Raw genomic sequence first — 24,819 nt, 5'->3', positions numbered from 1 at the left:
CGATAACCGAGCTACTTTAACCGCTCCTGCCCATCCGAGAAAAGCATCGACGCGGTCATCAGCTGCTGTGTCACTCGGCGCAGTTGCTGCGTGGCTTCGCGCGGGGCATCGGCCAGCGGCTGATTCTGGTAAGCCCAGGCCACCAGCTGCTGATGCGCTAGCCGGGCCTCTCCCAGCGGCGCACGGCTGGCCTCCCGCCCCAGCGCCTGCAAGGCAGCCCGCGCCAGGGCGGGGTCGCGATGGGCATAGGCCACGTCGTGGATCGTTTGTCGCTCCACGGCACTCAGCGGCCGTTCAGGCAGCTCCGACAGCAGCAGCGCTACCACCGGCGCGGGCAAATCGCGTAGCTCGAAGGCCAATAGCCCCTGCAAAGACGCCACAAAACCTTGCTGCATACTGTGCAATACGGCCTGGCCGGTCTCGCTCAACGGCTTGGCGACCATGATGGCATACTCCCCCGTGGCGGCTTCCCGGGTCACGCCCAGGCGTACCGGAGTGAACCCAAGGGCCAGCCAGAATGACAGCAGCCCCGCCTCCGCGCCGAAGGTGGCGCCATACAGCGCGACGCCCTGCTCTGCTGCGCTGGCCATATCGGCTGCCAACAGCCTGCGCCCCAGCCCTTCGCGGCGCCGTTCAGGGTGAGCTGCAATGCGCACCACCCTGCGCCAGCGGGCGGTCAACGCCTCGCGATGCCCTCCGTGAGCCGCCAGGGACTGGGCCAGCAAATGCCCCTGGGGCCGCCGTTGGCCCAGCGCCACCTGTTCGGCCAGCGCCGGGTCAAAGCCGCCCTCCTCCCGAGTGACCAGCACTGCCAGCGGCGCCGTATCGGTGGCCCCCGTGGAAGCAGCCGAGGCGTGCCCCTGGCTTGCCATCACCATGCGCAGCCGCGTACCGGGGCCATCCATCAGCTGTCGCAAGTCGCTGGGGGTGGTGCGATAGTGCGACTGCACCAGCAGGCCAAACAGCTGCTCCAGCAGCGGTTCGTTGGCGGCCAGCTGTGCCTGGTTCAGGCTGAGGGTCTGCGCGTCGATGAGGCCATGCGCGTGGGCCTCAGGCAGCGGCGCGTTCAGCAGCAGTGCCTGTTGAATGACGCTTTCCAAAGAGTCATTGGCTGCCCAGCGAATCGGGGTTTCCAGGGTCAGCTCCCGCCACTGGGGCGTCTGGCGCTCGAGCACCTGCCGAAAGCGCAGCGCAAAGCCCCGGCCAGAGCCCTCGTAACCATGCACCGTCGTGGCAAAGGCCATACGCGGGAACGCGGCCAGCCAGCGGGCCAGCATGGCCGCTGGGAGTGCCGCGGCCTCATCCACCAGCAGCAGCGCCCCGTTGCCTCCCAACGTGCCCTGATCCAGCTGGGTATCGAGCAGGTCGGGTGGCAAGAAGCACAGCGAGCTTCCCGTGGCAGGCAGCTGCACCTCGTGGCCGCGGCGCTGCGCCTCAGGGCACAGCGCCATGACACGCTCGAACAGGCTGTCCAACGCGCTGGCTCTGGGGGCGGTGACCAGTAGCCGCGGGTAGCTCCCCTGTTGCAGCAAGCGCGCACAGGCAATGCCCAGCGCCGCACTTTTCCCGCGCCCTCGGTCGGCCGTGATGACCAGCGGGCGGCGACGCTTGAGCTTGCTCAGGGCCGTGACCGCACGGGCCTGGTCGGGCGTCAGGCAGGCGGGGTCTTCAGGGCGGCGTGGCGAGGGCTGCCCGGCGGGCAGCCTGGACAGCACCAGCGGGCCAGCCACCGGCCAGCGCACCACCTGAGGCGAAGCACCCAGCTGGCGCGCCAAACGTGCCAGGTAAAAGCTGCTCAGCGCGGTCCATTCCCAGGGGTGGTCGGCAAACCGTGCGTAGTTCGGGTCGGGGCGCTCACCCCATGGCTCGGGGGTTACCAGCAGCAGTATGCCGCCCGCCGTCAGCGTGCCGGCCAGCGCCCCCAGGGCGTCCGGGTCCAGCCCGTCACGACCGCTGACGTCCATGACGATCAGCTGATGCTCGGCCCCCAGCCGCGTGCGCGCTTTGGCTGCGGGCAGGCAAGGCGACACGGGGGCTTCCTGCGGGTCGCCCACCCACAGTGGCGCTTGCCACGGCTGGGCGTGCCACAGCGTGAGCGCCAGTCGGCGAACGTGCTCGGCAGGCCCGCTGAGCCACACGAGCCCCCGCCAACGGCGGCGTTGCCAGCGCCGCGCATGGCCCACCAGTAGTGATATGCGGCGGTCATCACTTGCTTCGCTCATCACGCTCCTCAAGGGTCGATTGCTTACAACTTTGGTACAACAAGGCACACATTTTCAACGCTTCAACGCGCCATCCAGACCTGCCTAACCGTTTAAATAATGATACAACCAAATGTTTTTAAACAACTTTTACATCAATCGATGTTTCATGGCGTGCGTTAACTTCCTGCAAACTCTGATATTGCGCCGCAGCGGGGGGAGTGTGCTAGCTTAGCGGTACAGCCTTGGCCGCTTTTACTTTACGTAAACGTCAGGCCTGCTCGCTGTGCTTTCCTGCTTTCAGGTAATCAACACTAATAACGCCAACCGCCAAAGTACCAGGAAATTGATAATGAAAAAGACTACAAAATTTTCCTTGACCAGCCTTGCTGCTGGTGTCGCATTTGCCGCTCTCACCACGACTGCTCAAGCACAAGAGCAGTGGACCATGACCTCCACCTGGCCCGAAAACCTCGACCTGATCAAGCTCGATCAGCACTGGGCCGAGCTGGTCAACCAGCTGGCGGGAGACGAAGTACAGATCAACTTCCGCGCGGGCGGTACGCTGATGCCCGGCACGGAAGTGTTCGATGCCACCGAAACCGGCAGTATCGAAGCCGCCGGTGACTGGCCAGGCTATTGGGCAGGCTTGAACCCCGCGTTCTCGCCGCTGGCCACCACCACCAGCCTGTTCAACGCCGTTGACTACATCAACTGGATTCAGCAGTGGGGCGGCCGTGAACTGTACGAAGAGATTTACGGCCAGTACAACATGATGTACCTGCCCTATGCCGCGCTCAACAACGAGTCCGGCTTCATGGGCCGTACGCCCATCGAAAGCATTGCCGACCTGGAAGGCAAGCGTCTGCGTCTCTCTGGCCGTGACCAGGGACGCGTACTGGAAGCCCTGGGTGGCTCTCAGGTAACCCTGGCCGGCGGCGAAGTCTATCAGGCCATCGAACGTGGCGTGATCGATGCCGGTGAGTTCTCCACCCCCGGCGTGGATTACAACGCAGGCTTTGCCGAAGTGGCCGACTACTGGGCCACGCCTGGCTGGCACCAGTCCGCCAGCGTCTTCGGTGTCATGATCAACCTCGACGCCTGGAACGCGCTGTCGGAAGAGACCCAGCAGAAGCTGCGTATTGCCGCCGACGCCACCATGGCCTGGTCGCTGGCCTGGTCCGAGCGTGAGTCCACCGATGCCACCCAAAGGTTCATCGATGCAGGCATCACCATCAACCAGTTCTCTGACGAAGACCTGGCCCGTATTCAGGAGATCACCAACGAGGTCATCGTGCGCGGCGCCTGTGAAAACAGCGACCACGCCAAGGTCTACCACTCCATGGTGACCTACCTGGAAGACTACGCCAAATGGCGTGACGTCTCGGCTCCTTTCAACATGAGCCGCACCATGGATAACCTGCCCTCACTGGAAGAGATCGAAGCCTGCCTGTAAGGCGTTTCTGCACCGCCCCGGGCTGCCCGGGGCGGTTTTGTGTGCTGACCGCGGAGATCTTCCATGAATGCGATTGCCAAGGCGATCGATGCAATCAATGAGCTGTTTGGGCGATTGATCGCGCCATTGATTGCCATCATTACCCTCATCGTCCTGTACGACATTGCGTCACGCTTTTTCTTCGGCCGCCCCAGCGACTGGGCGTTCGATGTTACCAAGATGCTGTTTGGTGCCCACTTCATGCTGATGGCTGCCTACGGCTTGCGCCACCACGCCCATGTCGAGGTCGACGTGTTGAAACGTTTGCTGTCACGCAAGCGTCAGGCCCTGATCGAAGTCGTGGCCTACGTGATTTTCTTCGTTCCCTTCATCTGGATGCTGCTGACCTACGGCTGGCGCTTCTTCGAACGCTCCTATACCCGGGGTGAAACCACCTACGGCATGGTGTCGATTCCCGTCTACCCGATCAAAGGCGTTATCGTGGTGGCGGCTGCCCTCATCCTGCTGCAGGCCATTGCCATCGTACTGCGGGCCATCATGCAGTTGCGCGAGGAGAAATCAGCATGAACCTGAGTCCTGAACTGCTGGCGCTGGTGATGTTTGGCGGGCTGCTGATCGGCCTGTTCATGGGCCACCCTCTGGCCTTCGTGCTCGGCGGCGTTGCCGTCATCGGCGCTTTTCTCGGCCCTGGCGAGCGAGTGCTGGGCACCCTGATCAACAACATCTTCGGCAACGCCATGGACAACTACGTGCTGGTTGCCATACCGCTGTTCGTCCTGATGGCACGGTTTCTCAACGATTCCGGGGTCACCGAAAAGATGTTCGATGCCATGCGCCTGCTGCTGGCCAACCTGCGGGGCGGGCTGGCACTGACCGTGGTCATCGTCTCTGTCCTGCTGGCCGCCACCACCGGTATCGTGGGCGCCTCCATTGCCGTCATGGGCATGATTGCGCTGGTGCCGATGCTCAAGTATGGCTACAACAAGGAGCTGAGCACCGGGGTCATCATGGCCAGCGGCTGTCTGGGCATCCTGATTCCGCCCAGCATCATGCTGATCCTGATGGCCAGCTACTCGCCGGTATCGGTAGGCGCCCTGTTTGCAGGGGCGATGATTCCCGGCCTGATGCTGGGGGTGATGTACGCGCTCTACGTACTGCTGATCTGCTACTTCAAGCCCTCCTATGGCCCTCCGGTACCCAAGGAAGAGCGTGCGGAAGTCAGCACTCGGCAACTGCTGATCATGCTGGGCAAGTACGTGGTGCCGCCCATGTCGCTGATCCTCGGGGTACTCGGCGCGCTCTTCACCGGCGTGGCCACCGCTACCGAGGCCTCGGCCATCGGCGTGTTCATTGCCTTTATCCTGTTTTTGATCTTTGGTGACCGCCGGGTCTCCACCTGCTTCAAGACACTGCTGGAAGCAGGCAAGACCACTACCATGGTCATGCTGGTGCTGGTGGGCGCGACCGCCTTCACCGGGGTGTTCTCACGGGGCGGCGGCATGCAGGTGATTCAGGACCTGCTGCTGGCCATGCCGGGCGGCACCACCGGCGCGCTGATCATGATGCTGTTTCTGGTGTTCATTCTGGGCATGTTCCTGGACTGGACGGGCATCGTCCTGCTCAGCTTCCCGATCATGCTGCCCATCGTTCAGCAAATGGGCGTCGATCCGCTGTGGTTCGTGGTGATGGTGGCCGTGGTGCTGCAAACCTCCTTCCTCACGCCACCGTTTGGCTATGCGCTCTTCTATCTGAAAGGGGTTTCACCGCCTGGGGTGGAGATCGTCGACCTTTACAAAGCGGTCGTTCCCTTCGTGGCGCTGATCCTGCTGGCGTGCGTATTGATGTCGTTCTTCCCGTGGCTGGTCACCGGCCTGCCCCGCATGCTGCTGGGCTAAGCTGACGCCCTCGCGTTGCCGCCTTGCCGTGCAAGGCGGCAAACTTCATGAAGATGACGCAACACCACGCCCCGTTGCCGGGGCGCTGGCCCTTACGATGGGCGTCACCGGCAATACTTTCCGCTCCCCCGCGACCTGCCCACTGGCGATTTGCGCCAGCAGCAGAGCCACCGCCTCGTCCACCATGGGCTCGACCGACTGTTGAACGGTGGTGAGCCGATAGCTCGGCCAGGCCGCCATGGGGATATCGTCGAACCCCACCACCGCCACGTCCTCAGGCACCCGCAGCCCCAGCTCGCCGCTGAGCGTATCGATCACCGCAATGGCCATATGATCATTGGCAGCAAAGACTGCATCCGGGTAGGGCGCCGCCTCGAACAGCTTGCGGGTCGCCGCCTGGGCTGTCGCGAAGTCATAGTCGCCGCATGCCTCCCCCCAACAGCTGACACCCTGCGCCGCCAGCGCCGCCATGAAGCCATCACGCCGCTGACTGCTGGTAGAAGAGTCGGCAAGCCCGGCCACCAGCGCGATGCGCCGATAACCGCTAGAGACCAGAAACTCACCCACCCAATAGCCTCCACGGTAGTTATCGCTGGCGACCTGGCTGACCCCCTCGAAGGCCACCGTACGGTTGATCAACACCACCGGAATGCCCCGGGAGACGCACTCGCTGGCCAGCGAAGAGGAAAGCGTCGCTGCCAGCATCAGAATGCCGTCTGCCTGGCTCTGCAGAATGTCCGCCATGACGCCCGCCGTCTGCTGCTCGTTGCTGCTCATGAACAGCAGCAGGTGATAGCCATGCTGCTGAAACCGCCGCGCGGCATACTCCAGCATCTGGGCGTAGAACGGGTTGTCCAGCTGGGTCATGACGACCGCAATGGTGCGCGACGAACGCGTAATCAAGGAGCGGGCGATGGCATTGGGGCGGTAGCCCAACTGCTGGGCCGCCGCCAATACCTTTTCCCGGGTCTGGGGGGCAATGCTGCCGTGGGGAGAGAAGCAGCGACTGACCGCCGACTGCGACACCCCCGCCAGTTCTGCCACTTGCCGTGACGTCACGGGCCGTTTTTTCATGCTCATCCTCTGGTTGGTCGCAAGGCCCCGACACCCGCCGCGCTAGGCGTGTTGACGCTGGTGGGCCATCAGCGCCATCAGGCGGCGGTCACGCCAGGCCTGGCGTTCGGCCAGCTGTGCTTCCGACAATATCTCGCGACGCTCCTGCGCCAGGCGTTCGAGTGTTTCGGGCTCCCAGGGGTTGGCCGCGCTGCGCTGGGTATCCACGTCACGGTAGAGCGGGCCATAGCGCCCGGCGTAGTCCACGACACCGGCTGGGGCGTTCAGGTCGATGGTCTCGAAAGGCCCCATGAACGACCAGCGCAGGCCCAGCCCGTGTTTGACCGTCTTATCCAGGTCCTCGGCGGACACATAGCCATCGCGGAAGAGGCGCAGCGCTTCGTTGAGCAAAGCGCCCTGCAGCCGATTGAGAATGAACCCCTGCACCTCACGCTTGACCAGAATGGGCGCCTGCCCCACTTCCTGCATCAGCACCAGGGTACGTTCGACCACCGCGGCATGGGTCTGCTCCGAGGGTGCGACTTCCACCAGCGGCACCAGATACGGTGGGTTGACGGGGTGCGCCACCAGACAGCGCTGCGGATGCTGCAAGTGGCCTGCAAACTGCGACGCCACGATACCTGACGTGGAGCTGGCCAGGATCGTGTCAGGCGTCACGACGCTTTCCAGCTGGCTGTACAGCGCTTGCTTCAGGGCCACGTTCTCCGGCCCGCACTCCTGCACGTACTCGACGTCCGCCACGGCGCTGGCAAGGTCAGCGCAGTAGTGGATACGCGCCGCGATGGCCTCCGGCTGGTCGATCAATCCGGCGTCCTGCAGGTCGAACAGCGACGCCATCACGAGCCCCTTGGCCAGCGTCAGCTGCTGCTCGTCCACGTCATGAAGCCTTACCGTGACGCCCGCTCGGGCAAAGACGATCGCCCACCCACGCCCAATCAATCCCGCGCCAATGACGGCTACCTGTGTACTCATGGCCACTCACCTCATGTGATTTTATTGTTCTTGCCCTGCTGAATCCATGGCGCGACCCGCCCTGGCAGGCGCATTTCAAATGGGGCCTGCAAGACCCGCATCCGGCTCAACATAGCATGCTCCAAAAGTGTTTGCATTCGTATGCAACAGGCCCTAGCCTTATTCTGCTCCATCATGCTGACCCTACCCAACTGACTCTACCCAATAACAATCCTTTCAGGAGAGCGTCATGATTCGCCACCTCAAAGCCGGTGCCTCCCTCGAAACCCGCGCCGAAGCGGACCGCCAGGTACGCGAAACCGTCGAGCGTACGCTGGCCGACATCCAGGCCCGAGGCGACGCCGCCATTCGCGAGCTGTCGGAAAAGTTCGATGGCTGGTCACCGGAAAACTTCCGTTTGAGCGAAGCCGAGATTGCTCAGGCCATGAGCGAAGTGTCCGAGCGTGATCTGGACGACATCCGCTTTGCCCAAGCCCAGATACGTCGCTTTGCCGAGGCGCAGCTGGCCTCCATGCAGCCGGTCGAGATCGAAACCCGCCCCGGCGTCATCCTTGGCCACAAACATCTGCCGATGAACGCAGTGGGCTGCTATATCCCCGGGGGTTCCTACCCCATGGTGGCGTCTGCCCACATGAGCGTCCTGACGGCCAAGGTCGCCGGGGTGAAACGCGTCATCGCGGCGGCGCCGCCCTACAAGGGCAAGCCCCACCCCGCCATCGTGGCAGCCATGCACCTGGCAGGCGCGGATGAGATTCTGGTACTCGGCGGCGTTCAGGCCGTGGGCGCCATGGCCATCGGCAGCGACTCCATCGCGCCAGTGGACATGCTGGTGGGCCCTGGCAATGCGTTCGTCGCCGAGGCCAAGCGCCAGCTATATGGCCGTGTCGGCATCGACCTGTTCGCGGGCCCCACCGAGACGCTGGTGATTGCCGACGAGAGCGTGGACGGCTTGCTGTGCGCCACCGACCTGCTGGGGCAGGCAGAGCATGGCCCAACCTCCCCCGCTGCCCTGCTGACCAATTCCGAAGCGCTGGCCCGGGACACCCTGGCGGCCATCGAGGAACTGCTGCAGAAACTGCCCACCGCCGATATCGCGCGCCAGGCCTGGGAGAGTCATGGAGAAATCATCGTCTGTGACACCCACGAGGAAATGCTGCAAGTGGCCAACGAGATGGCTTACGAGCACGTTCAGGTCATGACCGAAGACCCGGATTTCTACCTGGAGAACATGACCAACTACGGCGCGCTGTTCCTCGGCCCGCGCACCAACGTCGCCTATGGGGACAAGGTGATTGGCACCAACCACACGCTGCCCACCAAAAAGGCAGCGCGCTACACGGGCGGCCTGTGGGTGGGCAAGTTCCTCAAGACCTGCACCTATCAGCGGGTATTGACCGATGAAGCCTCGGCTGAGATCGGCAGCTACTGCTCACGACTCTGCATGCTGGAAGGCTTTGCAGGCCACGCCGAACAGGCCAACGAGCGCGTGCGCCGCTATGGCAAACAGGAGGTGCCCTACGCCTCGGCGGTGGACGCATGAACCTTCCCCAGGCCCCCGGCTTCAGGCTGGACGGCATGCAGGCGCTGGTCACCGGCGCCAGCCAGGGCATCGGGTTTGCCTGCGCCTGCGCGCTGGCCAACGCGGGCGCCAGCGTCACGCTGGTGGCCCGCAACCCGGCCACGCTTGACGAGGCCGTTGGCCGCCTGCAAGCCGCTGGCTGGCAGGCGGAAGGTATCGCGCTGGACATCAACGACCACGCGGCCCTGCAACGGGCCATTGCCGGCAGGCACTTCGATATCCTGGTGAACAACGCGGGCACCAATCGACCCAAGCCCCTGCAGGAGGTCAGCCAGGAGGACTATGCGGCGGTCATGGACCTCAACGTCAAGGCCACCTATTTCCTCACCCAGGCCGTCGTGGCCCACATGCCCGCAGGCGGCAGCATCATCCATGTCTCATCGCAAATGGGCCACGTGGGCGCCGCCAACCGCACCTTGTACTGCGCTTCCAAGGCTGCGGTGGAAGGCATGACCAAGGCCATGGCGGTAGAGCTGGGCCCTCGGGGCATTCGGGTGAATACGCTCTGCCCCACCTTCGTGGAAACGCCCATGACGCGCCCGTTCCTGGCCGAGCCCGGCTTCAAGGAGCAGGTCATTGGCAAGATCCCGCTGGGCCGTCTGGGCCAGCTGGAGGACCTGATGGGGCCCGTGGTGTTTCTGGCATCGCCTGGTGCTGCGCTGGTCACGGGCAGCGCGCTGATGGTGGATGGCGGCTGGACCGCCCACTGAAGGAGCCCCACGGCTACACGCCTCGACCCTGCCCCACGGGCAGGGTTTTTTAATGGGCGGCCGATGAGCTGCACCCCATCGGCGCAGGTGATACTATTTGCAACCGCTATTTTTTCGCATTGACGAGCCACGCAGCCTCTCGTCCAAGGAGATCACGACGTGTCCACGCCCGCTCGCCGCTCATCATCGGCTCTGCTGTCAGGGGTCGCTTCACGCTTTGCGCTGTCGCTCAACCCCTGGTCTATTGCGCTGTTTCTCATCGCGCTGACCGTGGCACTGCCGATTCTGGTGGTTCTGGGCCATATAGTGCTGCCCACCGATGGCATCTGGCAGCACCTGGCCAGTACCGTCCTGCCCCGCTATCTCAGCAATACCTTCTGGCTGGTGCTGTGGGTAGGCCTCGGTACCTTGGTGATTGGCACGGGAACCGCCTGGCTGGTGGTCATGTGCCGCTTTCCCGGCAAGCGCATCTTCGAGTGGGCGCTGCTGCTGCCGCTGGCCGTTCCCACCTACGTGATCGCCTATGCCTACACGGACTTCCTGCAGGTGGCGGGGCCACTGCAGAGCATGCTGCGGGAGTGGTTCGACTGGCGAGTGGGCGACTACTACTTTCCCAACATTCGCTCGTTGGGGGGCGCCATCACGCTGATCACCTTCGTGCTCTACCCCTACGTCTACCTGCTGGCCAGGGCCTCGTTTCTGGAGCAGTCGGTGTGCGTGCTGGACGTGGGACGCACGCTGGGGCGCGGGCCGTGGCACCTGTTTGGCACCGTGGCCCTGCCCCTGGCGCGACCTGCGCTGGTGGGCGGCGTGTCGCTGGTGCTGATGGAAACCCTCAATGAGTTCGGGGCGGTGCAATTCTTTGGCGTGGATACCTTCACCACCGGTATCTACCGCACCTGGTTCGGACTGGGCGAGCCGGTGGCAGCCGCACAGCTGGCGGCCTGCCTGCTGACCTTCGTGATCGTGCTGGTACTGCTGGAGCGCTGGTCACGGGGCAAGCGGCGCTACTTCCATACCTCCAGCCGTTACCAGCAGCTGCCCGAGTACCGCCTGCGCGGCTGGCAGGCCACCGGCGCGTTTCTGGCCTGCCTGCTGCCCATCACCATCGGCTTCCTGCTGCCCAGCGGCCTGCTCTTGAACATGGCGATTCGGATTGGCGACAGCCTGTTCGGCACGCGCTTCATCGGCTTCGCCCTGAACAGCCTGTCGCTGTCGGCCATTGCGGCCCTGATTGCGGTGGGGCTGGCGGTGCTGCTGAGCTATGGCGTACGCCTCAACAACTCCCCTAGCGCACGCCTGTTCACCCGCATTGCGGCCATGGGCTACGCCATTCCGGGCTCCGTGGTGGCGGTCGGCATTCTGATTCCCTTTGCCTGGCTGGACCACACCCTCAACTCCTGGCTGCACGCCAACTACGGCAAGATTATCGGGCTGGTCTTCAGCGGCACGGCCTTCATTCTGATCTACGCCTACGTGGTGCGCTTTCTGGCGGTGTCGTTCAATGCCGTGGAAGCCAGCCTGGGCAAGGTCACCCCCAGCATGGATGCCGCCTCGCGCACCCTGGGCCAAACCGCAGGGGGCACGCTGCGACGCATTCATACGCCCCTGATGCGCAGTAGCCTGTTGGCGGCGGGGATTCTGGTCTTCGTCGATGCCATGAAGGAGCTGCCGGCCACCATCATCCTGCGGCCGTTCAACTTCGATACGCTGGCGGTTCGCGCCCATAACCTGGCGTCGGACGAGCGGCTGGCGGAGGCCTCCACGGCCTCGCTGACCATCGTGGTGGTGGGGATTCTACCGGTGATTCTCCTCAGCTTGGCCATGCGCCGAGCGCGCCCCGGCAGCCAGGCCGAGTAAGTTCAAACACACGTCTTCCCGCGCCTCAGCGTGGGAAGATGAAGACCTGGGAGTGGTCCAGATCGATGTCGATGGGCTGGCCCTCCTGGGGCAGGAACACTCCAGGTACACGGGCATGCAGGTGCGCTTCCTGGCCATCGGTGCCATGGGCACACAGGTGGATCAGGCTGGTGCGGCCCAGCAGCTTGGCCATGACCACGTGGCTATGGCTGTGGGCTTCGGCTGGCAGGTCTCGCTCCTGAATGCGCAGCGCCTCGGGGCGAATCATCACCTGCACGTCACTGCCTTCCGGCAGCCAGCTGGCATCCACCGCGCCCACGGGGGTCTGCACTCGCCCGCCTTGCACCACTCCCGCCAGCTCGTTGACCTCGCCAAAGAAGGTCACCACGAAGGGGTCGATGGGCGCACAGTAAAGCTCGCGAGGCGTGCCGGTCTGGACGATCTTGCCATCGCGCATCAGTGCGATGCGGTCCGCCATGAACATCGCCTCTTCCGGGTCGTGGGTCACCAGCAGCGTGGCTGAACCCAGCTTCTTCAACACGTGCAGCGTGTCGTCTCGGATACGATCCCGCAGCCGGGCATCCAGGCTGGAAAAGGGCTCGTCCAGCAGCATCAGCCGCGGCGTAGGCGCCAGCGCGCGGGCCAGCGCGACACGTTGCTGCTGGCCTCCCGACAGCATGTGCGGGTAAGTCTCGGCATAGGCGGCCATGCCCAGCTGGTCCAACAGCTCCAAAGCACGCGCGCGGCGCTGGCTGGAGGGCAGCTGTTTCAGGCCAAAGGTGACGTTTTCCAACACGCTCAGATGGGGAAACAGCGCCGAATCCTGGAACGCCAGGCCCACGTTGCGCTTTTCGGGCGGCACATGGCGCTTGCCTGGAGCCGCGATGGCCTGCCCGTCCAGGCTGACCTCGCCTTCCTGCACCACCTCCAGGCCTGCCGCGATACGCAGCAGGGTGGTCTTGCCGCAGCCGGAAGGGCCCAGCAGGCACACCACTTCGCCCTGGCCGATCTCCAGGTCGATGCCCTTGACCACCTTGTTGGCTGCAAACGTGTGCTCGACACCCCGCAGCGACAGCGCCGCCGCCGGTGCTGCCACCTCTGAAAATGACACCGTTGCCGTCATTCGTTCACCCATGGTTAGTGCGCAGCGCAGATGCCTGACTGCGAACACGGTTGAAAGTTATTTGCATTCTATTTTCTATTGGCGGCAGATGCACGTACATGCACAAAAAGTGTTGCGTGTCATTAGCATTTCGCTTGACGTCCATGGAACAAGACGTTTCAATAGGCGCAGTTTGCCAATGCAACTTATTATCATAAACATTTAGGGTGTATGTTATGAAAAAGGCACGTCTTGCAGTCTCTGTCGCCGCCGTCATGGCTGGCTCGGCATTTGCCAGCAGCACACTGGCCAACGAGGTCAACATCTACTCCGCTCGCCACTACGACTCAGACGAGATTCTGTACAACGCGTTCACCGAAGAAACGGGTATCAAGGTGAATGTGCTGGAAGGCGACGCCAATCAGTTGATGGAGCGTATGCAGCGTGAAGGCGTGGCCAGCCCTGCCGACGTCATGCTGACCGTGGATGCCGGCAACCTGTGGCGTGCCGAGCAGGATGGCCTGTTCCAGGCCGTGGATTCCGACGTGCTGAACGAGCGCCTGCCGGAGTCCATGCGTCATCCCGAAGGCATGTGGTTTGGCTTCAGCCAGCGCGCACGGGTGATTTTCTACAACCGTGAGAACTTCGACCCGAGCCAGATCGCTACTTATGAAGACCTGGCCGACCCACAGTTCGAAGGCAAGATCTGTATCCGCTCTTCCAACAACATCTACAACCAGTCTCTGCTGGCCTCGATGATCGAGCACCACGGTGCGGAAGAAGCGCAAGAGTGGGCACAGGGCGTGGTCAACAACCTGGCGCGCAACCCGGAAGGCGGTGATACCGACCAGATTCTGGGCGTGGCCAGCGGCGAATGCGAGCTGGGCGTGGCCAACCACTACTACTATGTTCGTCTGCTGCACTCCAGCGAAGCTTCCGACCGCGAAGCCGCCCGTAAAGTGGGCGTGATCTTCCCGAACCAGGATGATCGCGGCACGCACATCAACGTGGGTGGTGCAGGTCTAGTCGCCAACGCGCAGAACGCCGAGAACGGCATCCGCTTCCTCGAGTTCCTGGCTTCCGACCAGGCCCAGGAAGTGCTGGCCGAGCGTAACTACGAGTTCCCGGTGGTCGATGGCGTGAAGAAGAACCCGGTTCTGGAGTCCTGGGGCGACTTCCAGCGCGACGAAGTGAACATCAGCGAGCTGGGTAACAACAACCCGGAAGCCGTGCGCATTTTCGACCGCGTCAACTGGCGCTAAGCGCTGGCCCAGGCAGTATGCAAAACCCCACCGCAAGGTGGGGTTTTTTGTGGATGGCCAGTCAGCCAGGGTTTGAACGGCGCCTGGTACGCTTCTTACTTTAGTGTGCTTCGTCCCAGTTGGCGCCGCTCTGGGCTTCCACGATCAGCGGTACGCTCAGTGTGGCCGCCGACTGCATCCGTGCACTGACCTCCTCGATGAACGCGTCTACCTGCGCTTCAGCCACCTCGAACACCAGTTCGTCGTGCACCTGCATGACCATCAGGGCATCGAACGCCCCTTCCGCCAGCCACGCATCCACATCGATCATCGCCTGCTTGATGATGTCTGCCGCCGTGCCCTGCATGGGCGCATTGATTGCGGTGCGCTCGGCCCCCTGACGGCGGTTGCGGTTCTGCGAGTGGATCTCGGGCAGGTAGAGCCGCCGCCCCATGACGGTCTCGACGAAGCCATTCTCGGCGGCCTGACTGCGAATGCGATCCATGTAGCGGGCAACGCCGGGGTAACGGTCGAAGTAGCGGTCGATGTAGGTCTGTGCCTGCTGGCGTTCGAGATGCAGCTGACGCGACAGCCCCCAGGCGCTCATGCCATAGATCAGACCGAAGTTGATCGCCTTGGCACTGCGGCGCTGGTCGGCGGTGACCTTGTCCAGCGCGGTGCCAAACACTTCGGCGGCGGTGGCGGTATGAATGTCGCGGCCCTGTTCGAAGGCTTCCAGCAGCCCCTTGTCTTCCGACAGGTGGGCCATGATGCGCAGCTCGATCTGCGAGTAGTCCGCGGCCACGATGCGATACCCGGGGCGGGCCACGAAGGCCTGGCGAATCTTGCGCCCCTCTTCGGTACGAATCGGGATGTTCTGCAGGTTCGGGTCCGACGAGGAGAGCCGCCCGGTGGCGGTCACCGCCTGATGATAGCTGGTGTGCACGCGGCCGGTTTTCTTGTTCAACAGGCGCGGCAGCTTGTCGGTATAGGTGGACTTCAGCTTGGCCAGGCCACGGTGCTGCATGATCACCTTGGGCAAGGGGTAGTCCAGCGCCAGCTCCTCCAGCACGGCTTCGGCGGTGGAAGGCGCGCCCTTGGGCGTTTTCTTGATGACCGGAATCTTCTGCTCTTCGAACAGAATCTGGCCCAGCTGCTTGGGGGACCCCAGGTTGAACTCGCGGCCCGCCAGCTCGAAGGCTTCACTTTCAAGCTCGCGAATACGCTGCTCCAGCTGCTGGCTCTGCTGGTGCAGGCGCTCGGCATCCAGCGCCACCCCGTTACGCTCGATCCGCGACAGCACCTTGATCAGCGGCAGCTCCAGATGATCGAGCACCTCGGCCAGGCGGCCTTCCTGCTCGACCTGCGGGCGCAGCGTCTGCTGCAGGCGCAGGGTAATGTCCACGTCTTCGCAGGCGTAGGGCGCGGCCTGTTCCAGAGCTATCTGGTTGAAGGTGAGCTGCTTGGCGCCTTTCCCGGCAATCTCCTCGAAGGAGATGGTCTTTTCCCCCAGGTACTTGAGGGCCAGCGAGTCCATGTCGTGGCGGGTCGCGGTGGAGTTGAGCACGTAGGACGCCAGCATGGTATCGGCAAACGGCCCCATGACGTGAATATCCACGTTGGCCAATACGGAAATATCGTACTTGAGGTTCTGGCCGATCTTGGTTTTGCCGGGATCTTCCAGCAGCGGCTTGAGCGCCTCGAGAACGCTGCGGCGGTCGAGCTGGGCAGGCGCATCCAGATAGTCGTGGGCCAGCGGGATATAGGCCGCTTCACCGGGTTCCAGCGCCAGGCCGACCCCGACGATCTCGGCATCCATGTAGTTGAGGCTGGTGGTTTCCAGATCGAAGCAGAAGCGCTCGGCGCTGCGCAGCCGCTCAAGCCACGTGTCCAGTTCGGCCTGCTCGGTGATCACGTGGTCGTGGCGTGGGCCAGGGGCCGTGCCCGATGCCACCTGCTCGGCCTGCGGGGCTGGCTGGCCGCCGCTGACGTCGTCCACGCCCTCGTCCTTGCCCTCCAGCAGCTCCGCCAGCCACTGCTTGAACTCCATCTCCTTGTAGAGCGCCACCAGCGCTTCCCGATCCGGGTGGGCGATCTCCAGGTCGTCCAGCCCTACGGGCAGGTCGCAGTCGACCTTGATGGTGGCCAGTCGATAGGAGAGAAACGCCTGTTCGCGGTGCTCTTCCAGCTTTTTGGGGAGTGTCTTGGCTCCTCGAAAGCTCAGCGTGGTGACCCGTTCCAGGTCGCCATAGATGGTCTCCAGCCCGCCACCCATGCCTTGCAGCAGGCCAATGGCGGTTTTTTCTCCTACGCCGGGCACGCCAGGAATGTTGTCCACCTTGTCGCCCATCAGCGCAAGGAAGTCGATGATCAGCGCAGGCGGCAGCCCAAATTTCTCCTCGACACCGGCCTCGTCCAGGGTCTCTTCCTTCATGGTATTGACCAGCGTGATATGGCGGTTCACCAGCTGGGCCATGTCCTTGTCGCCAGTGGAGATCACGGCGTCGCGCCCGGCCTGGGTGGCATGATGCGCCAGCGTGCCGATGACATCGTCGGCTTCGACGCCTTCGATGCACAGCAGCGGCAGCCCCAGCGCTTTCACGCAGGCGTGTAGCGGCTCGATCTGGCTACGCAGGTCATCGGGCATCGGCGGGCGGTGGGACTTGTAATCGCTGTACATGTCGTCGCGAAACGTCTTGCCCGGCGCATCGAAGACCACCGCCATGAGGCTATCGGGGTAGTCCTTGATCAGCCGCTTGAGCATGTTCAGCACGCCTTTCACGGCGCCCGTGGGCTGGCCGTTGGAGTTCGTCAGCGGCGGCAGCGCGTGGAACGCACGGTAAAGATACGAAGAGCCATCAACTAGCACGATAGGGGCACGAGCCATAACCAGATTCCATAGTCAGCAGAACAGTAAGAGCGTCTATTCTTCAATGATACGCGTTCGGCGGCGCGACTGCAGAAAAGCACTGCGAAAGCGCCCCTTCACCGTTCACAGCGCTGCCAACTGACGCGCCAAGCCGCTACAATGACCGGCTTAGCAACCTGGGCGAGATTCTCATGGCTGTATTTACTCCGCTGAGCGACGCACAGGTCGCCGCGTTTCTGGAAAAATTCGATGTTGGCAGCCTGGTGTCCCTTCAGGGCGTGGCAGGCGGCACGGAAAACTCGACGTTTTTCGTGACCACCGAGCGCCGCGAGATGGTGCTCACGCTGTTCGAACAAGGCGAGCACGAAGAGCTGCCGTTCTTCGTCGAGCTGCTGGACTACCTGGATGAACACGGCCTACCCGTACCGGGCACCATTCATGACCGCGAAGGGGTGGCGCTGCACAGTCTGGCGGGCAAACCGGCCCTGCTGTTCCCGCGCTTGCCCGGCAAGCACCCCACTGCCCCCAATCTGGTCCAGTGCCAGGCGCTGGGCAGCGCGCTGGGGCGTATGCACAAGGTCTCGCAGCATTTTCCGGGGCATCGTCCCAACCCCCGCGATCTGCACTGGCTGCGCGCCGTGCATCACAAGGTGCTGACCTACATCAGCCCCGACGACCAGACCCTGATGAAAAACGAGGTCGATGATTTCGAGACCGCGTTCAGCCAGTATGGCGCGCTGCCCCAAGGGGCGCTGCACGGTGACCTGTTCCGTGACAACACCCTGTATGAAGGCGACCAGTTGGGCGGCATCATCGACTTCTACAATGGCTGCACCGGCGACCTGCTGTTCGACCTGGCCATCGTCATCAACGACTGGGCCTCCAACGAGGACGGCAGCCTGAACGCCGAGCGCTATCAGGCGATTTTGAGCGCCTACCAGGCACGTCGCCCACTGACCGACACCGAGCGGGCCCTGTGGCCCACCATGCTGCGCTTGACGGCGTTGCGCTACTGGCTGTCGCGCCTGCTGGTGGTATATGTGGACCCGCCTGCCCATGACCTTACCCCCCACGACCCCGAGCGTTTCCGCGTGATCCTCAAGGCACGCATCGCGCTGGGGGCACTCCCTATCCCGGAGGCTTCCTGATGAGTGACATGACCGCAACCAGCAGCCCCGCCGTACGCGCCCGTCGTACCTGGAACATGGACCAGTGGGGCAGCGGTTACTTCGATGTCGATGACCACGGCCAGGCGCTGGTGCGCCCCCTGGGCAGCGATGCCGAAGGCCCTGCCCTGCCGATCAGCGCGCTGGTTCGCCAGCTGCAGCAGGCCGGCCTGCGCTTACCGGTGCTGGTACGCTTCAGCGACATTCTTCACGACCGCGTCGAGCAGCTGTGTGGTGCCTTCGACGCCGCCATGCAGGATGTGGCCTATGAAGGCGGCTACACGGCGGTGTACCCGATCAAGGTCAACCAGCAGCGCCGCGTGGTCGAAGAGATTCTGGCCACCTCGGAGCGGGGCAACGGTCGCGTAGGGCTCGAAGCGGGCAGCAAGCCCGAGCTGCTGGCCGTCCTGGCGCTCTCCGACGGCGGTTCGTCGCTGATCGTCTGCAACGGCTATAAAGACCGCGAATACGTGCGCCTGGCGCTGTTGGGCGAGAAGCTGGGCCACCGCGTCTATCTGGTGGTGGAAAAACTCTCCGAGCTGGACCTGATTCTGGAAGAAGCCCGGGAGCTGGACGTGACGCCGCGTATCGGCCTGCGCGCGCGGCTGGCCTCGGTAGGCAAGGGCAAGTGGCAGAACACCGGTGGCGAAAAGTCCAAGTTTGGCCTCACCGCCAGCCAGATCCTGGAAGTGGTGGACACCCTGCGCGCCCAGGACGCCCTGGCCAGCCTGCAGCTGGTGCACTTCCACCTGGGCTCCCAGATCGCCAACATCCGCGACATTCAGCGCGGCCTGCGCGAATGTGCGCGCTTCTACCAGAACCTGATGGCGCTGGGCGCCCCCATCGACACCGTGGACGTGGGTGGCGGCCTGGGGATCGACTACGAAGGCACCCGCTCGCGCAGCTACTGCTCGGCCAACTACTCCATGCAGGAGTACGCGCGCAACGTGGTCAGCGCCTTCGCTCAGCTGTGCCAGGAAGCCGACTTGCCACAGCCACACCTGATCAGTGAATCCGGCCGCTCGTTGACCGCTCACCATGCGGTGCTGATCACCAACGTGATCGGTGAAGAGCGTATCGACCACACCCCGCCGGTGCGCAGCGTTACCGACGACCCCCAGGTGGATGAGCTGTGGCGCGTGCTGGACCAGCTGGCCGAACACCAGGAGCCCAGGGTGCTGGTCGAAGCCTGGCACGACCTGCTGCAAGCCGTCAGCGAGCTTCAGGATCGTTTCGTACTGGGCTTGAGCAGCATCAGCGCCCGCGCCGAAGGCGAACGCCTCTACATGGCTGCCTGCGCGCGCCTGCGGGGCAAGCTCGATACCCGCAACCGTGCCCACCGGGAAATCATGGACGAGCTGGCCGAGAAACTGGCCGACAAGCTGTTCGTCAATTTCTCGCTGTTCCAGTCGGTGCCGGATGTCTGGGGGATCGAGCAGATTTTCCCGGTACTGCCACTCAGCGGGCTGGACAAGGCGCCCACTCGCCGCGCGGTGATTCAGGACATCACCTGTGACTCCGACGGCCGCATTGACAGCTACGTGGACGGCCAGGGCGTCGAGAGCACGCTACCGCTGCCGGAATGGGCCAACGATGACGAGCGCTGGCTGGGCTTTTTCCTGGTGGGTGCCTACCAGGAGATTCTCGGCGATCTGCACAACCTGTTCGGCGATACCGACTCGGTGGATGCCGCACTGGGCGCCGACGGCGAGTGGGTACTCTCCAACCCGCAGGCAGGCGACACCGTGGCGGACGTGCTGGCCTACGTCAATTTCGATGCCCGCGTCCTGAAGCAGAAGCTGACCGAACAGCTGGTGACCAGCGGCTTCTCGGCCGAAGAGCAGGCGCACTTTGCCGCCAGCCTGACCGAAGGGCTGGAAGGCTACACTTATCTGGAGTAACGCTCTGGGGTAAGGGGGAGGAGTAAGGGGGCAGGAGCCCCCTTCTCGCCTGACATTCCAGCATAAAAAAAGCCCCCGCTGCCCAGAGCAGCGGGGGCTTTTGACGCTCAGCCGATGGGGTCGTTTATTCGACCACGCTGGTGTTGATCTCCAGCCCGCCGGTGAGCGTGAAGCGCAGTGATGCGCCGCGAGTCAGCTCACCCACGCCAGCAGGCGTGCCGGTCAGGATGACATCGCCGGGCTCCAGGGTGAAATGACGGCTCATTTCCGCGACCAGCGTCGGGATCGCAAAGATCATGTCCGAGCCTTCGCCGTGCTGGCGCTCTTCGCCGTCGATCTCCAGCGTGAAGCTCAGCGCGTTCCAGTTGGGCACGCGGCTCAACGGCAGGAACGGGGACAGCGGGCAAGCCCCATCAAAGGCCTTGGCGATTTCCCAAGGATGGCCTTTCTCTTTCAACGTGGTTTGCACATCGCGCAGCGTCAAATCCATCGCCAGGCCGATCCCGGCAATGGCACGCTCCGCTTCATCCTGAGTGGCGTGGGTCAGGGTTTCCCCTACCAGCAGCGCCAGCTCGACTTCATAATGCACTTCACCGCGTGAAAACGGCGGGTCCAGCGGCTTGGTCAAATCCACCACGCTGGTGGCCGGCTTGATGAACAGCAGCGGTTCACTGGGAACCGGGTTGTCCAGTTCCTTCGCGTGGTCGGCGTAGTTGCGGCCTACACACACGACTTTGCCCAGCGCGTGGGGAAACTCCTGGCCATCGGTAAACTGTGGAACAAAACGCATGGCGGGTATTCTCCTTCTCATTATGCGTGCCGCATTCGCAACGACAGGCGCACTAGTCTACCCCACCCTTGCGCTTGTTCCACAACCTTCCCGCTGCTTTTCTCGCACCCTGGCTTATGTACCCAAAGTACGTAAACGTTTAAACGCCCGGCTGCCAAGGCTGGTCAGGCCCATGGGCCAGAAACGCTGGGCGCTGTTTGGGGGCGGCAAACGGCGCACCGCAGCGGTTGTCCGGCCGATTGAACACGAAAAAGACGTTGCTGCGCGGGTCAGGCGACAGGTTCGCATTGGAAGCGTGCAGCGTGTTGCAATCGAACAGCAGCAAGCCCCCTGCTCGCCCCTTCGGCGCTTCGATGCCGTACTGGTCGACCATATGACGCAGTGCCTCCTGGCTGGGCACCCCGACCTCCTGGGCTTTCAACGAACTCTTGTGGTTGTCCTCGGGTGTTTCTCCAAGGCAGGGCACGAACGCTTTGTGCGACCCTGGAATCAGCATCAACGGGCCGTTGAACTCGTGGTTATCGGTGAGAATCAGCGACGCACTGACCGCATGCATGTTGGGCATACCGTCTTCGGCGTGCCAGGTCTCGAAATCCGAGTGCCAGTTGAACCCCTTGCCTGCAAAGCCGGGCTTGTAGTTGATGCGCGACTGATGCACGTAAGGGTCGTCACCGATGATCTGACGTGCCGCCCCTGCCAGCCGCTCGTCGTTGGCCAGCGCCCCCAAACGGGAAGAGAGATGGTGCACGGCGAACAGCGAACGAATCTCCTGGCTTTCCGGCTCGGTGATGCTGAACTCCCGCTCGCGGTAAGCATCGTTGCTCATCAACGACTCGATTTCATCGCGAAGCGCATCCAGCTCGTCGCCATGGATCAGGTCTGGAATAAACAGATAGCCCTTGCGCTCGAACTCATCCAGCTGCGCCTGGGTAAGCGGCCCCGGCAGCGCACGCCCTTTGACCACGTCGTCACGGCGTGCCTGGGTCAATGATGCCGGCGCGGTGGCCAGCCGAGTAGGATAGAGGTCCACTCGCGTATTGCTGGCAGAAGGGGTATCTGCCATGTCGCTGTACTGCTTGTGGGCCGTCAGGTTTTTGAGAGGTGTATTGCCGACTGTCATCTAATCCACTCCTTGTATGATTAAATTTCAGTTAAAACGTGTCTCATTCAGAAACACAGTGCAGGGAGAAGCCTAGCCCACGCATGACGGCTTGCAACCCTTGGGAACCCCGCTCATAACGTGCGTTATGACATTTTTTGCATGCTCATGGACACCCCGTTGAGGCCCACCGCAGCAACCACCCTGCGCACAGCGGACTACGGGTGAATTTCAATGTTTGATAAACATCGGCCCAAAAAAAGCGCCGCTCGAAGGAAGCGGCGCGGGTGGCGGGCGAGGGACGTGCGCTAACCCAGGCATATATGGCCGTAGATGAAATCCCGGTCGAAGCCCGTATTACGCGCCATCTCTTCCGGCTGCAGCAGCTTGATGCTGCTACGCGTCTTGCGGATCAGCTTCTTCTGCTCCAACGCGGTCATGCAGCGGCTGACGTGCACGCTGGTCATGCCCAGAAGCTCTCCTACGATGTCCTGGGTCACCGGAAAGGAGAATACGTTGCTGTTCAGCAGGCCTTTGAAATTGAATCGCGCATAGACTTCCAACAAGAAGTGCGCCACTCGCTCTTCTGACCGATGATGCGTACAACTTCGCAAACGCTCGATGGTAATATTGTCGTTGACCATGACATACGAGGTAATGGCCTTGCGAATTTCGTCGTTGGTTTTAAACAACGCATGCAAATCATCTACCGATACTTTTTCCAACTTGCAATGTGTCAGCGAGAGAATCACGATATCGTGACTTTCAAAAAAGCTTTCTCGCATTCCTATAACATCGCCCGGCATGAAGACGTTACAAATATCTTGCCCACGTGTAGAAGTGGCATGGGATAGACTTGCCCAGCCCTCTTTCACCACGAAGATATCGGCACGCCCCTCACATAGCGAAAAGACTTTCTGGTTTCTCTTCAGCTCGACAGGTTTTTGTCGAAGGTTGGCCAAGGCCTCCAGTGACTCTGCCCCCAGCTCACCGTACAGCCCCAACACTTCACCAATACTTATACAACCACCCTCGGCCCCCAGGGGGCCCGGCAAACCATTGCGACTTCTATCTTCCACTAGATTATACTCTTCTGCAGTAAACTTATTCATCTCTACACTCCTTTGTAGTTAGACAAATGCTATACTCACCCGGAATTGTTTATAATTTCTATACACTAAAAGGAAGATAACGCGACAAAAATATAGACAACTATAAACATACAAACAAGAAACTTTCATAGTTTGCGCTATCAAACGCCAGGAAACCCATCATGATTAACATTTGTTAAGAAAAACACGCAAACCCTAAAAAACCTTAATAACATAACACTACATTGAACCTGCCCAATATCGGCATCAAACCATCAGAACTTTCTTTGTGAAAACGGCCCACTAAAACACTCGACATAAAACCATCAACAAAACACCCCCCTTTCAGCAACATCCAAAAACATTCACTCCTGTAGCTTTAACGCACCTCTGCCACATACATTAATTTTAAAACTGACGACTTATAATAGACTAGCCAATAAACTTTTCATTTCATAATCTTCATCACGGCGACAAGGATCTCACGCCTAACGTTACCTGATGGAGCAGGCCATGAAACGCAATGTCTTTATTATCGCTCTGGAAGAAAAGCAACAAAAAGCACTACAAACATTAAGAGATAGAAAGTCTCTGGAACTGCATGGACTATTGACCGTCGAAAGCGCGGTCGAGGCACCCAATGTCTCATTCAACCAGTTATTGAAACGAGTCGAAAAACAGCTCTCGGCATTTCCCGGCACCATTGATGCCATCATTGCCCAATGGGACTTCCCTACCAGCGTCATGGTGCCCCTGCTGTGCCAGCAGTATCAAATCCCCTCTCCTTCGCTCACCAGCGTCTTGAAGTGCGAGCACAAGCTGTGGAGCCGTATCGAGCAGCAACACGTCATTCCTGAGGTGGTGCCCGATTTTTGCGGCCTCGACCCGTTCGCCGAAGACCCGCTGGCACAGGTCACCCTGCCCTTTCCGTTCTGGCTCAAGCCGGTCAAGGCCTTTTCTTCCCACCTGGGCTTCAAGATCGAGAACGAGGCAGATTTTCACCATGCCATCGGCGAGATTCGCCAGGGCATTCGTCAGTTGGGCGATGCCTTCAACGAAGCGCTGGCCTACGCCGAGCTGCCCGATGACATCGCCCACCTGGGAGGCAATGCGTGCATCGCGGAGTCGCTGATCAGCGGTGTCCAGGCCGCGCCGGAGGGGTCTGTCTTCCAGGGCGAGTTCAATGTGCACGGCATCATTGCTCAGCCCAAGGCAGAGCACTCGGCGTCTCTGTTCGACCGGCTGGAGTATCCCAGCCAATTGCCCGAGCACGTGCATCACAAGATGGTGGATACCGCCAAGCGCTTTTTGACCCACATCGGTTACAACAATGGCTGCTTCAATGCCGAGTTCATGTGGGACGAGGCTCGCCAGCAGCTCTGGCTGATCGAGTTCAACACCCGCATTTCGCAGTCCCATAGCGATATTTTCGTGCTGGTGGACGGCATGTCCAATCACGAGATCGCCGTGGACATTGCGCTGGGCCAACGCCCCTCCCTGCTCAGCCGCCAGGGCGTCGCGCCCGTGGCGGCCAAATGCTTCATTCCATACCCCCACGAGGATGGCGTGGTCAAACGCATCCCCAGCCCTGCCGAGATTGCCGAGCTGCAAGCTCGCCTGCCCCACACGGAGGTGCTCATCGATGTCGCCCCCGGCCAGCAGCTCAGCCAGCTGATGCACCAGGACAGCTTCTGCTATCGCCTGGGCACGCTGCATCTCACCGGCACGACCCATGAAGAAATAGAGGAGCGCTATCAATACTGCCTGGACTTTCTCAATTTCGAGATCGAACCGATCCGCCGATAAGGAGACC

General features: G+C 61.9%; 18 protein-coding genes. 10 read left to right on the top strand and 8 right to left on the bottom strand.

The window, feature by feature from the left end:
* Positions 1-11: 11 nt before the first annotated feature.
* The gene (locus tag IE061_RS03575; RefSeq protein WP_193461005.1) at positions 12-2,222 is read right to left on the bottom strand and encodes a GNAT family N-acetyltransferase; all 2,211 of its coding nucleotides are present in this window, start codon (positions 2,220-2,222) and stop codon (positions 12-14) included.
* A 331-nt stretch (positions 2,223-2,553) separates the two neighbouring features.
* On the opposite strand from IE061_RS03575, the gene dctP reads away from it, so the two are divergent.
* From dctP to IE061_RS03560, 3 genes are all read left to right on the top strand, one after another.
* Positions 2,554-3,657: a TRAP transporter substrate-binding protein DctP gene (gene dctP / locus IE061_RS03570; protein WP_193461004.1), complete on the top strand. Its 1,104-nt coding sequence runs from the start codon at positions 2,554-2,556 to the stop codon at positions 3,655-3,657.
* A gap of 63 nt (positions 3,658-3,720) precedes the next feature.
* Positions 3,721-4,224 (top strand): TRAP transporter small permease subunit, encoded by a 504-nt coding sequence (locus IE061_RS03565; protein WP_039182820.1) that lies wholly within the window; start codon positions 3,721-3,723, stop codon positions 4,222-4,224.
* Positions 4,221-5,552, top strand: coding sequence for a TRAP transporter large permease (locus IE061_RS03560; RefSeq protein ID WP_144979458.1), 1,332 nt, complete (start codon positions 4,221-4,223; stop codon positions 5,550-5,552). Before IE061_RS03565 ends, IE061_RS03560 begins: the two co-directional genes overlap by 4 nt.
* A gap of 45 nt (positions 5,553-5,597) precedes the next feature.
* On the opposite strand, the gene IE061_RS03555 is transcribed toward IE061_RS03560, so the two are convergent.
* Together IE061_RS03555 and IE061_RS03550 are read right to left on the bottom strand one after the other, a co-directional pair.
* Positions 5,598-6,626 carry a LacI family DNA-binding transcriptional regulator gene (locus IE061_RS03555; protein ID WP_193461003.1) on the bottom strand — a complete coding sequence of 343 codons (1,029 nt, stop codon included), beginning with the start codon at positions 6,624-6,626 and terminating at the stop codon, positions 5,598-5,600.
* Between the two features lie 42 nt (positions 6,627-6,668).
* Complete coding sequence (locus IE061_RS03550; protein WP_193461002.1) at positions 6,669-7,598, bottom strand: 3-hydroxyacyl-CoA dehydrogenase; 930 nt, start codon at positions 7,596-7,598, stop codon at positions 6,669-6,671.
* Between the two features lie 229 nt (positions 7,599-7,827).
* Here IE061_RS03550 and hisD point away from each other — a divergent pair, with 229 nt between their 5' ends.
* The 3 genes from hisD to IE061_RS03535 all read left to right on the top strand — a co-directional run bounded on the left by hisD (position 7,828) and on the right by IE061_RS03535 (position 11,747).
* Positions 7,828-9,138 (top strand): histidinol dehydrogenase, encoded by a 1,311-nt coding sequence (hisD, locus tag IE061_RS03545; protein ID WP_039182810.1) that lies wholly within the window; start codon positions 7,828-7,830, stop codon positions 9,136-9,138.
* Positions 9,135-9,887 (top strand): SDR family NAD(P)-dependent oxidoreductase, encoded by a 753-nt coding sequence (locus tag IE061_RS03540; RefSeq protein ID WP_193461001.1) that lies wholly within the window; start codon positions 9,135-9,137, stop codon positions 9,885-9,887. The genes hisD and IE061_RS03540 overlap by 4 nt, the downstream gene beginning before the upstream one ends.
* A gap of 159 nt (positions 9,888-10,046) precedes the next feature.
* A complete protein-coding gene (locus IE061_RS03535; protein ID WP_039182805.1) occupies positions 10,047-11,747 on the top strand; it encodes an ABC transporter permease in 1,701 nt (566 codons plus the stop codon).
* 25 nt (positions 11,748-11,772) lie between these two features.
* Here the strand turns inward: IE061_RS03535 and IE061_RS03530 are convergent, their stop codons facing one another.
* The gene (locus IE061_RS03530) at positions 11,773-12,870 is read right to left on the bottom strand and encodes an ABC transporter ATP-binding protein (RefSeq protein ID WP_039182802.1); all 1,098 of its coding nucleotides are present in this window, start codon (positions 12,868-12,870) and stop codon (positions 11,773-11,775) included.
* 215 nt (positions 12,871-13,085) lie between these two features.
* On the opposite strand from IE061_RS03530, the gene IE061_RS03525 reads away from it, so the two are divergent.
* Positions 13,086-14,111 carry a Fe(3+) ABC transporter substrate-binding protein gene (locus IE061_RS03525; protein WP_039182799.1) on the top strand — a complete coding sequence of 342 codons (1,026 nt, stop codon included), beginning with the start codon at positions 13,086-13,088 and terminating at the stop codon, positions 14,109-14,111.
* 100 nt (positions 14,112-14,211) lie between these two features.
* On the opposite strand, the gene polA is transcribed toward IE061_RS03525, so the two are convergent.
* On the bottom strand, positions 14,212-16,977 hold the full coding sequence (gene polA, locus IE061_RS03520; RefSeq protein WP_193461000.1) for a DNA polymerase I: 2,766 nt from the start codon (positions 16,975-16,977) through the stop codon (positions 14,212-14,214).
* 173 nt (positions 16,978-17,150) lie between these two features.
* Between polA and IE061_RS03515 the strand changes: the two genes are divergently transcribed.
* A complete protein-coding gene (locus tag IE061_RS03515; protein ID WP_039182791.1) occupies positions 17,151-18,107 on the top strand; it encodes a homoserine kinase in 957 nt (318 codons plus the stop codon).
* Between the two features lie 8 nt (positions 18,108-18,115).
* Positions 18,116-20,026, top strand: coding sequence for a biosynthetic arginine decarboxylase (speA, locus tag IE061_RS03510; RefSeq protein ID WP_373294942.1), 1,911 nt, complete (start codon positions 18,116-18,118; stop codon positions 20,024-20,026).
* Between the two features lie 124 nt (positions 20,027-20,150).
* Here speA and IE061_RS03505 read toward each other — a convergent pair whose 3' ends face one another.
* The 3 genes from IE061_RS03505 to IE061_RS03495 form a co-directional block, all read right to left on the bottom strand.
* Positions 20,151-20,816, bottom strand: a complete 666-nt coding sequence (locus tag IE061_RS03505) for a fumarylacetoacetate hydrolase family protein (RefSeq protein WP_039182787.1) — start codon at positions 20,814-20,816, stop codon at positions 20,151-20,153.
* Between the two features lie 139 nt (positions 20,817-20,955).
* A complete protein-coding gene (gene thpD, locus IE061_RS03500; protein ID WP_189463893.1) occupies positions 20,956-21,936 on the bottom strand; it encodes an ectoine hydroxylase in 981 nt (326 codons plus the stop codon).
* A 287-nt stretch (positions 21,937-22,223) separates the two neighbouring features.
* Entirely contained in the window at positions 22,224-23,027 is an 804-nt protein-coding gene (locus tag IE061_RS03495; RefSeq protein ID WP_193460998.1) for a Crp/Fnr family transcriptional regulator, read from the bottom strand.
* A gap of 492 nt (positions 23,028-23,519) precedes the next feature.
* On the opposite strand from IE061_RS03495, the gene IE061_RS03490 reads away from it, so the two are divergent.
* The gene (locus IE061_RS03490; RefSeq protein WP_096923337.1) at positions 23,520-24,812 is read left to right on the top strand and encodes an ATP-grasp domain-containing protein; all 1,293 of its coding nucleotides are present in this window, start codon (positions 23,520-23,522) and stop codon (positions 24,810-24,812) included.
* The last annotated feature ends 7 nt before the right edge of the window (positions 24,813-24,819 follow it).

The sequence above is a fragment of the Vreelandella hamiltonii genome (genome assembly GCF_014651795.1).
Taxonomy (GTDB): Bacteria; Pseudomonadota; Gammaproteobacteria; order Pseudomonadales; family Halomonadaceae; genus Vreelandella; species Vreelandella hamiltonii.
The sequence above is the reverse complement of the archived record's forward strand: the minus strand, read 5'-3'. Positions and strand labels throughout refer to the sequence as shown.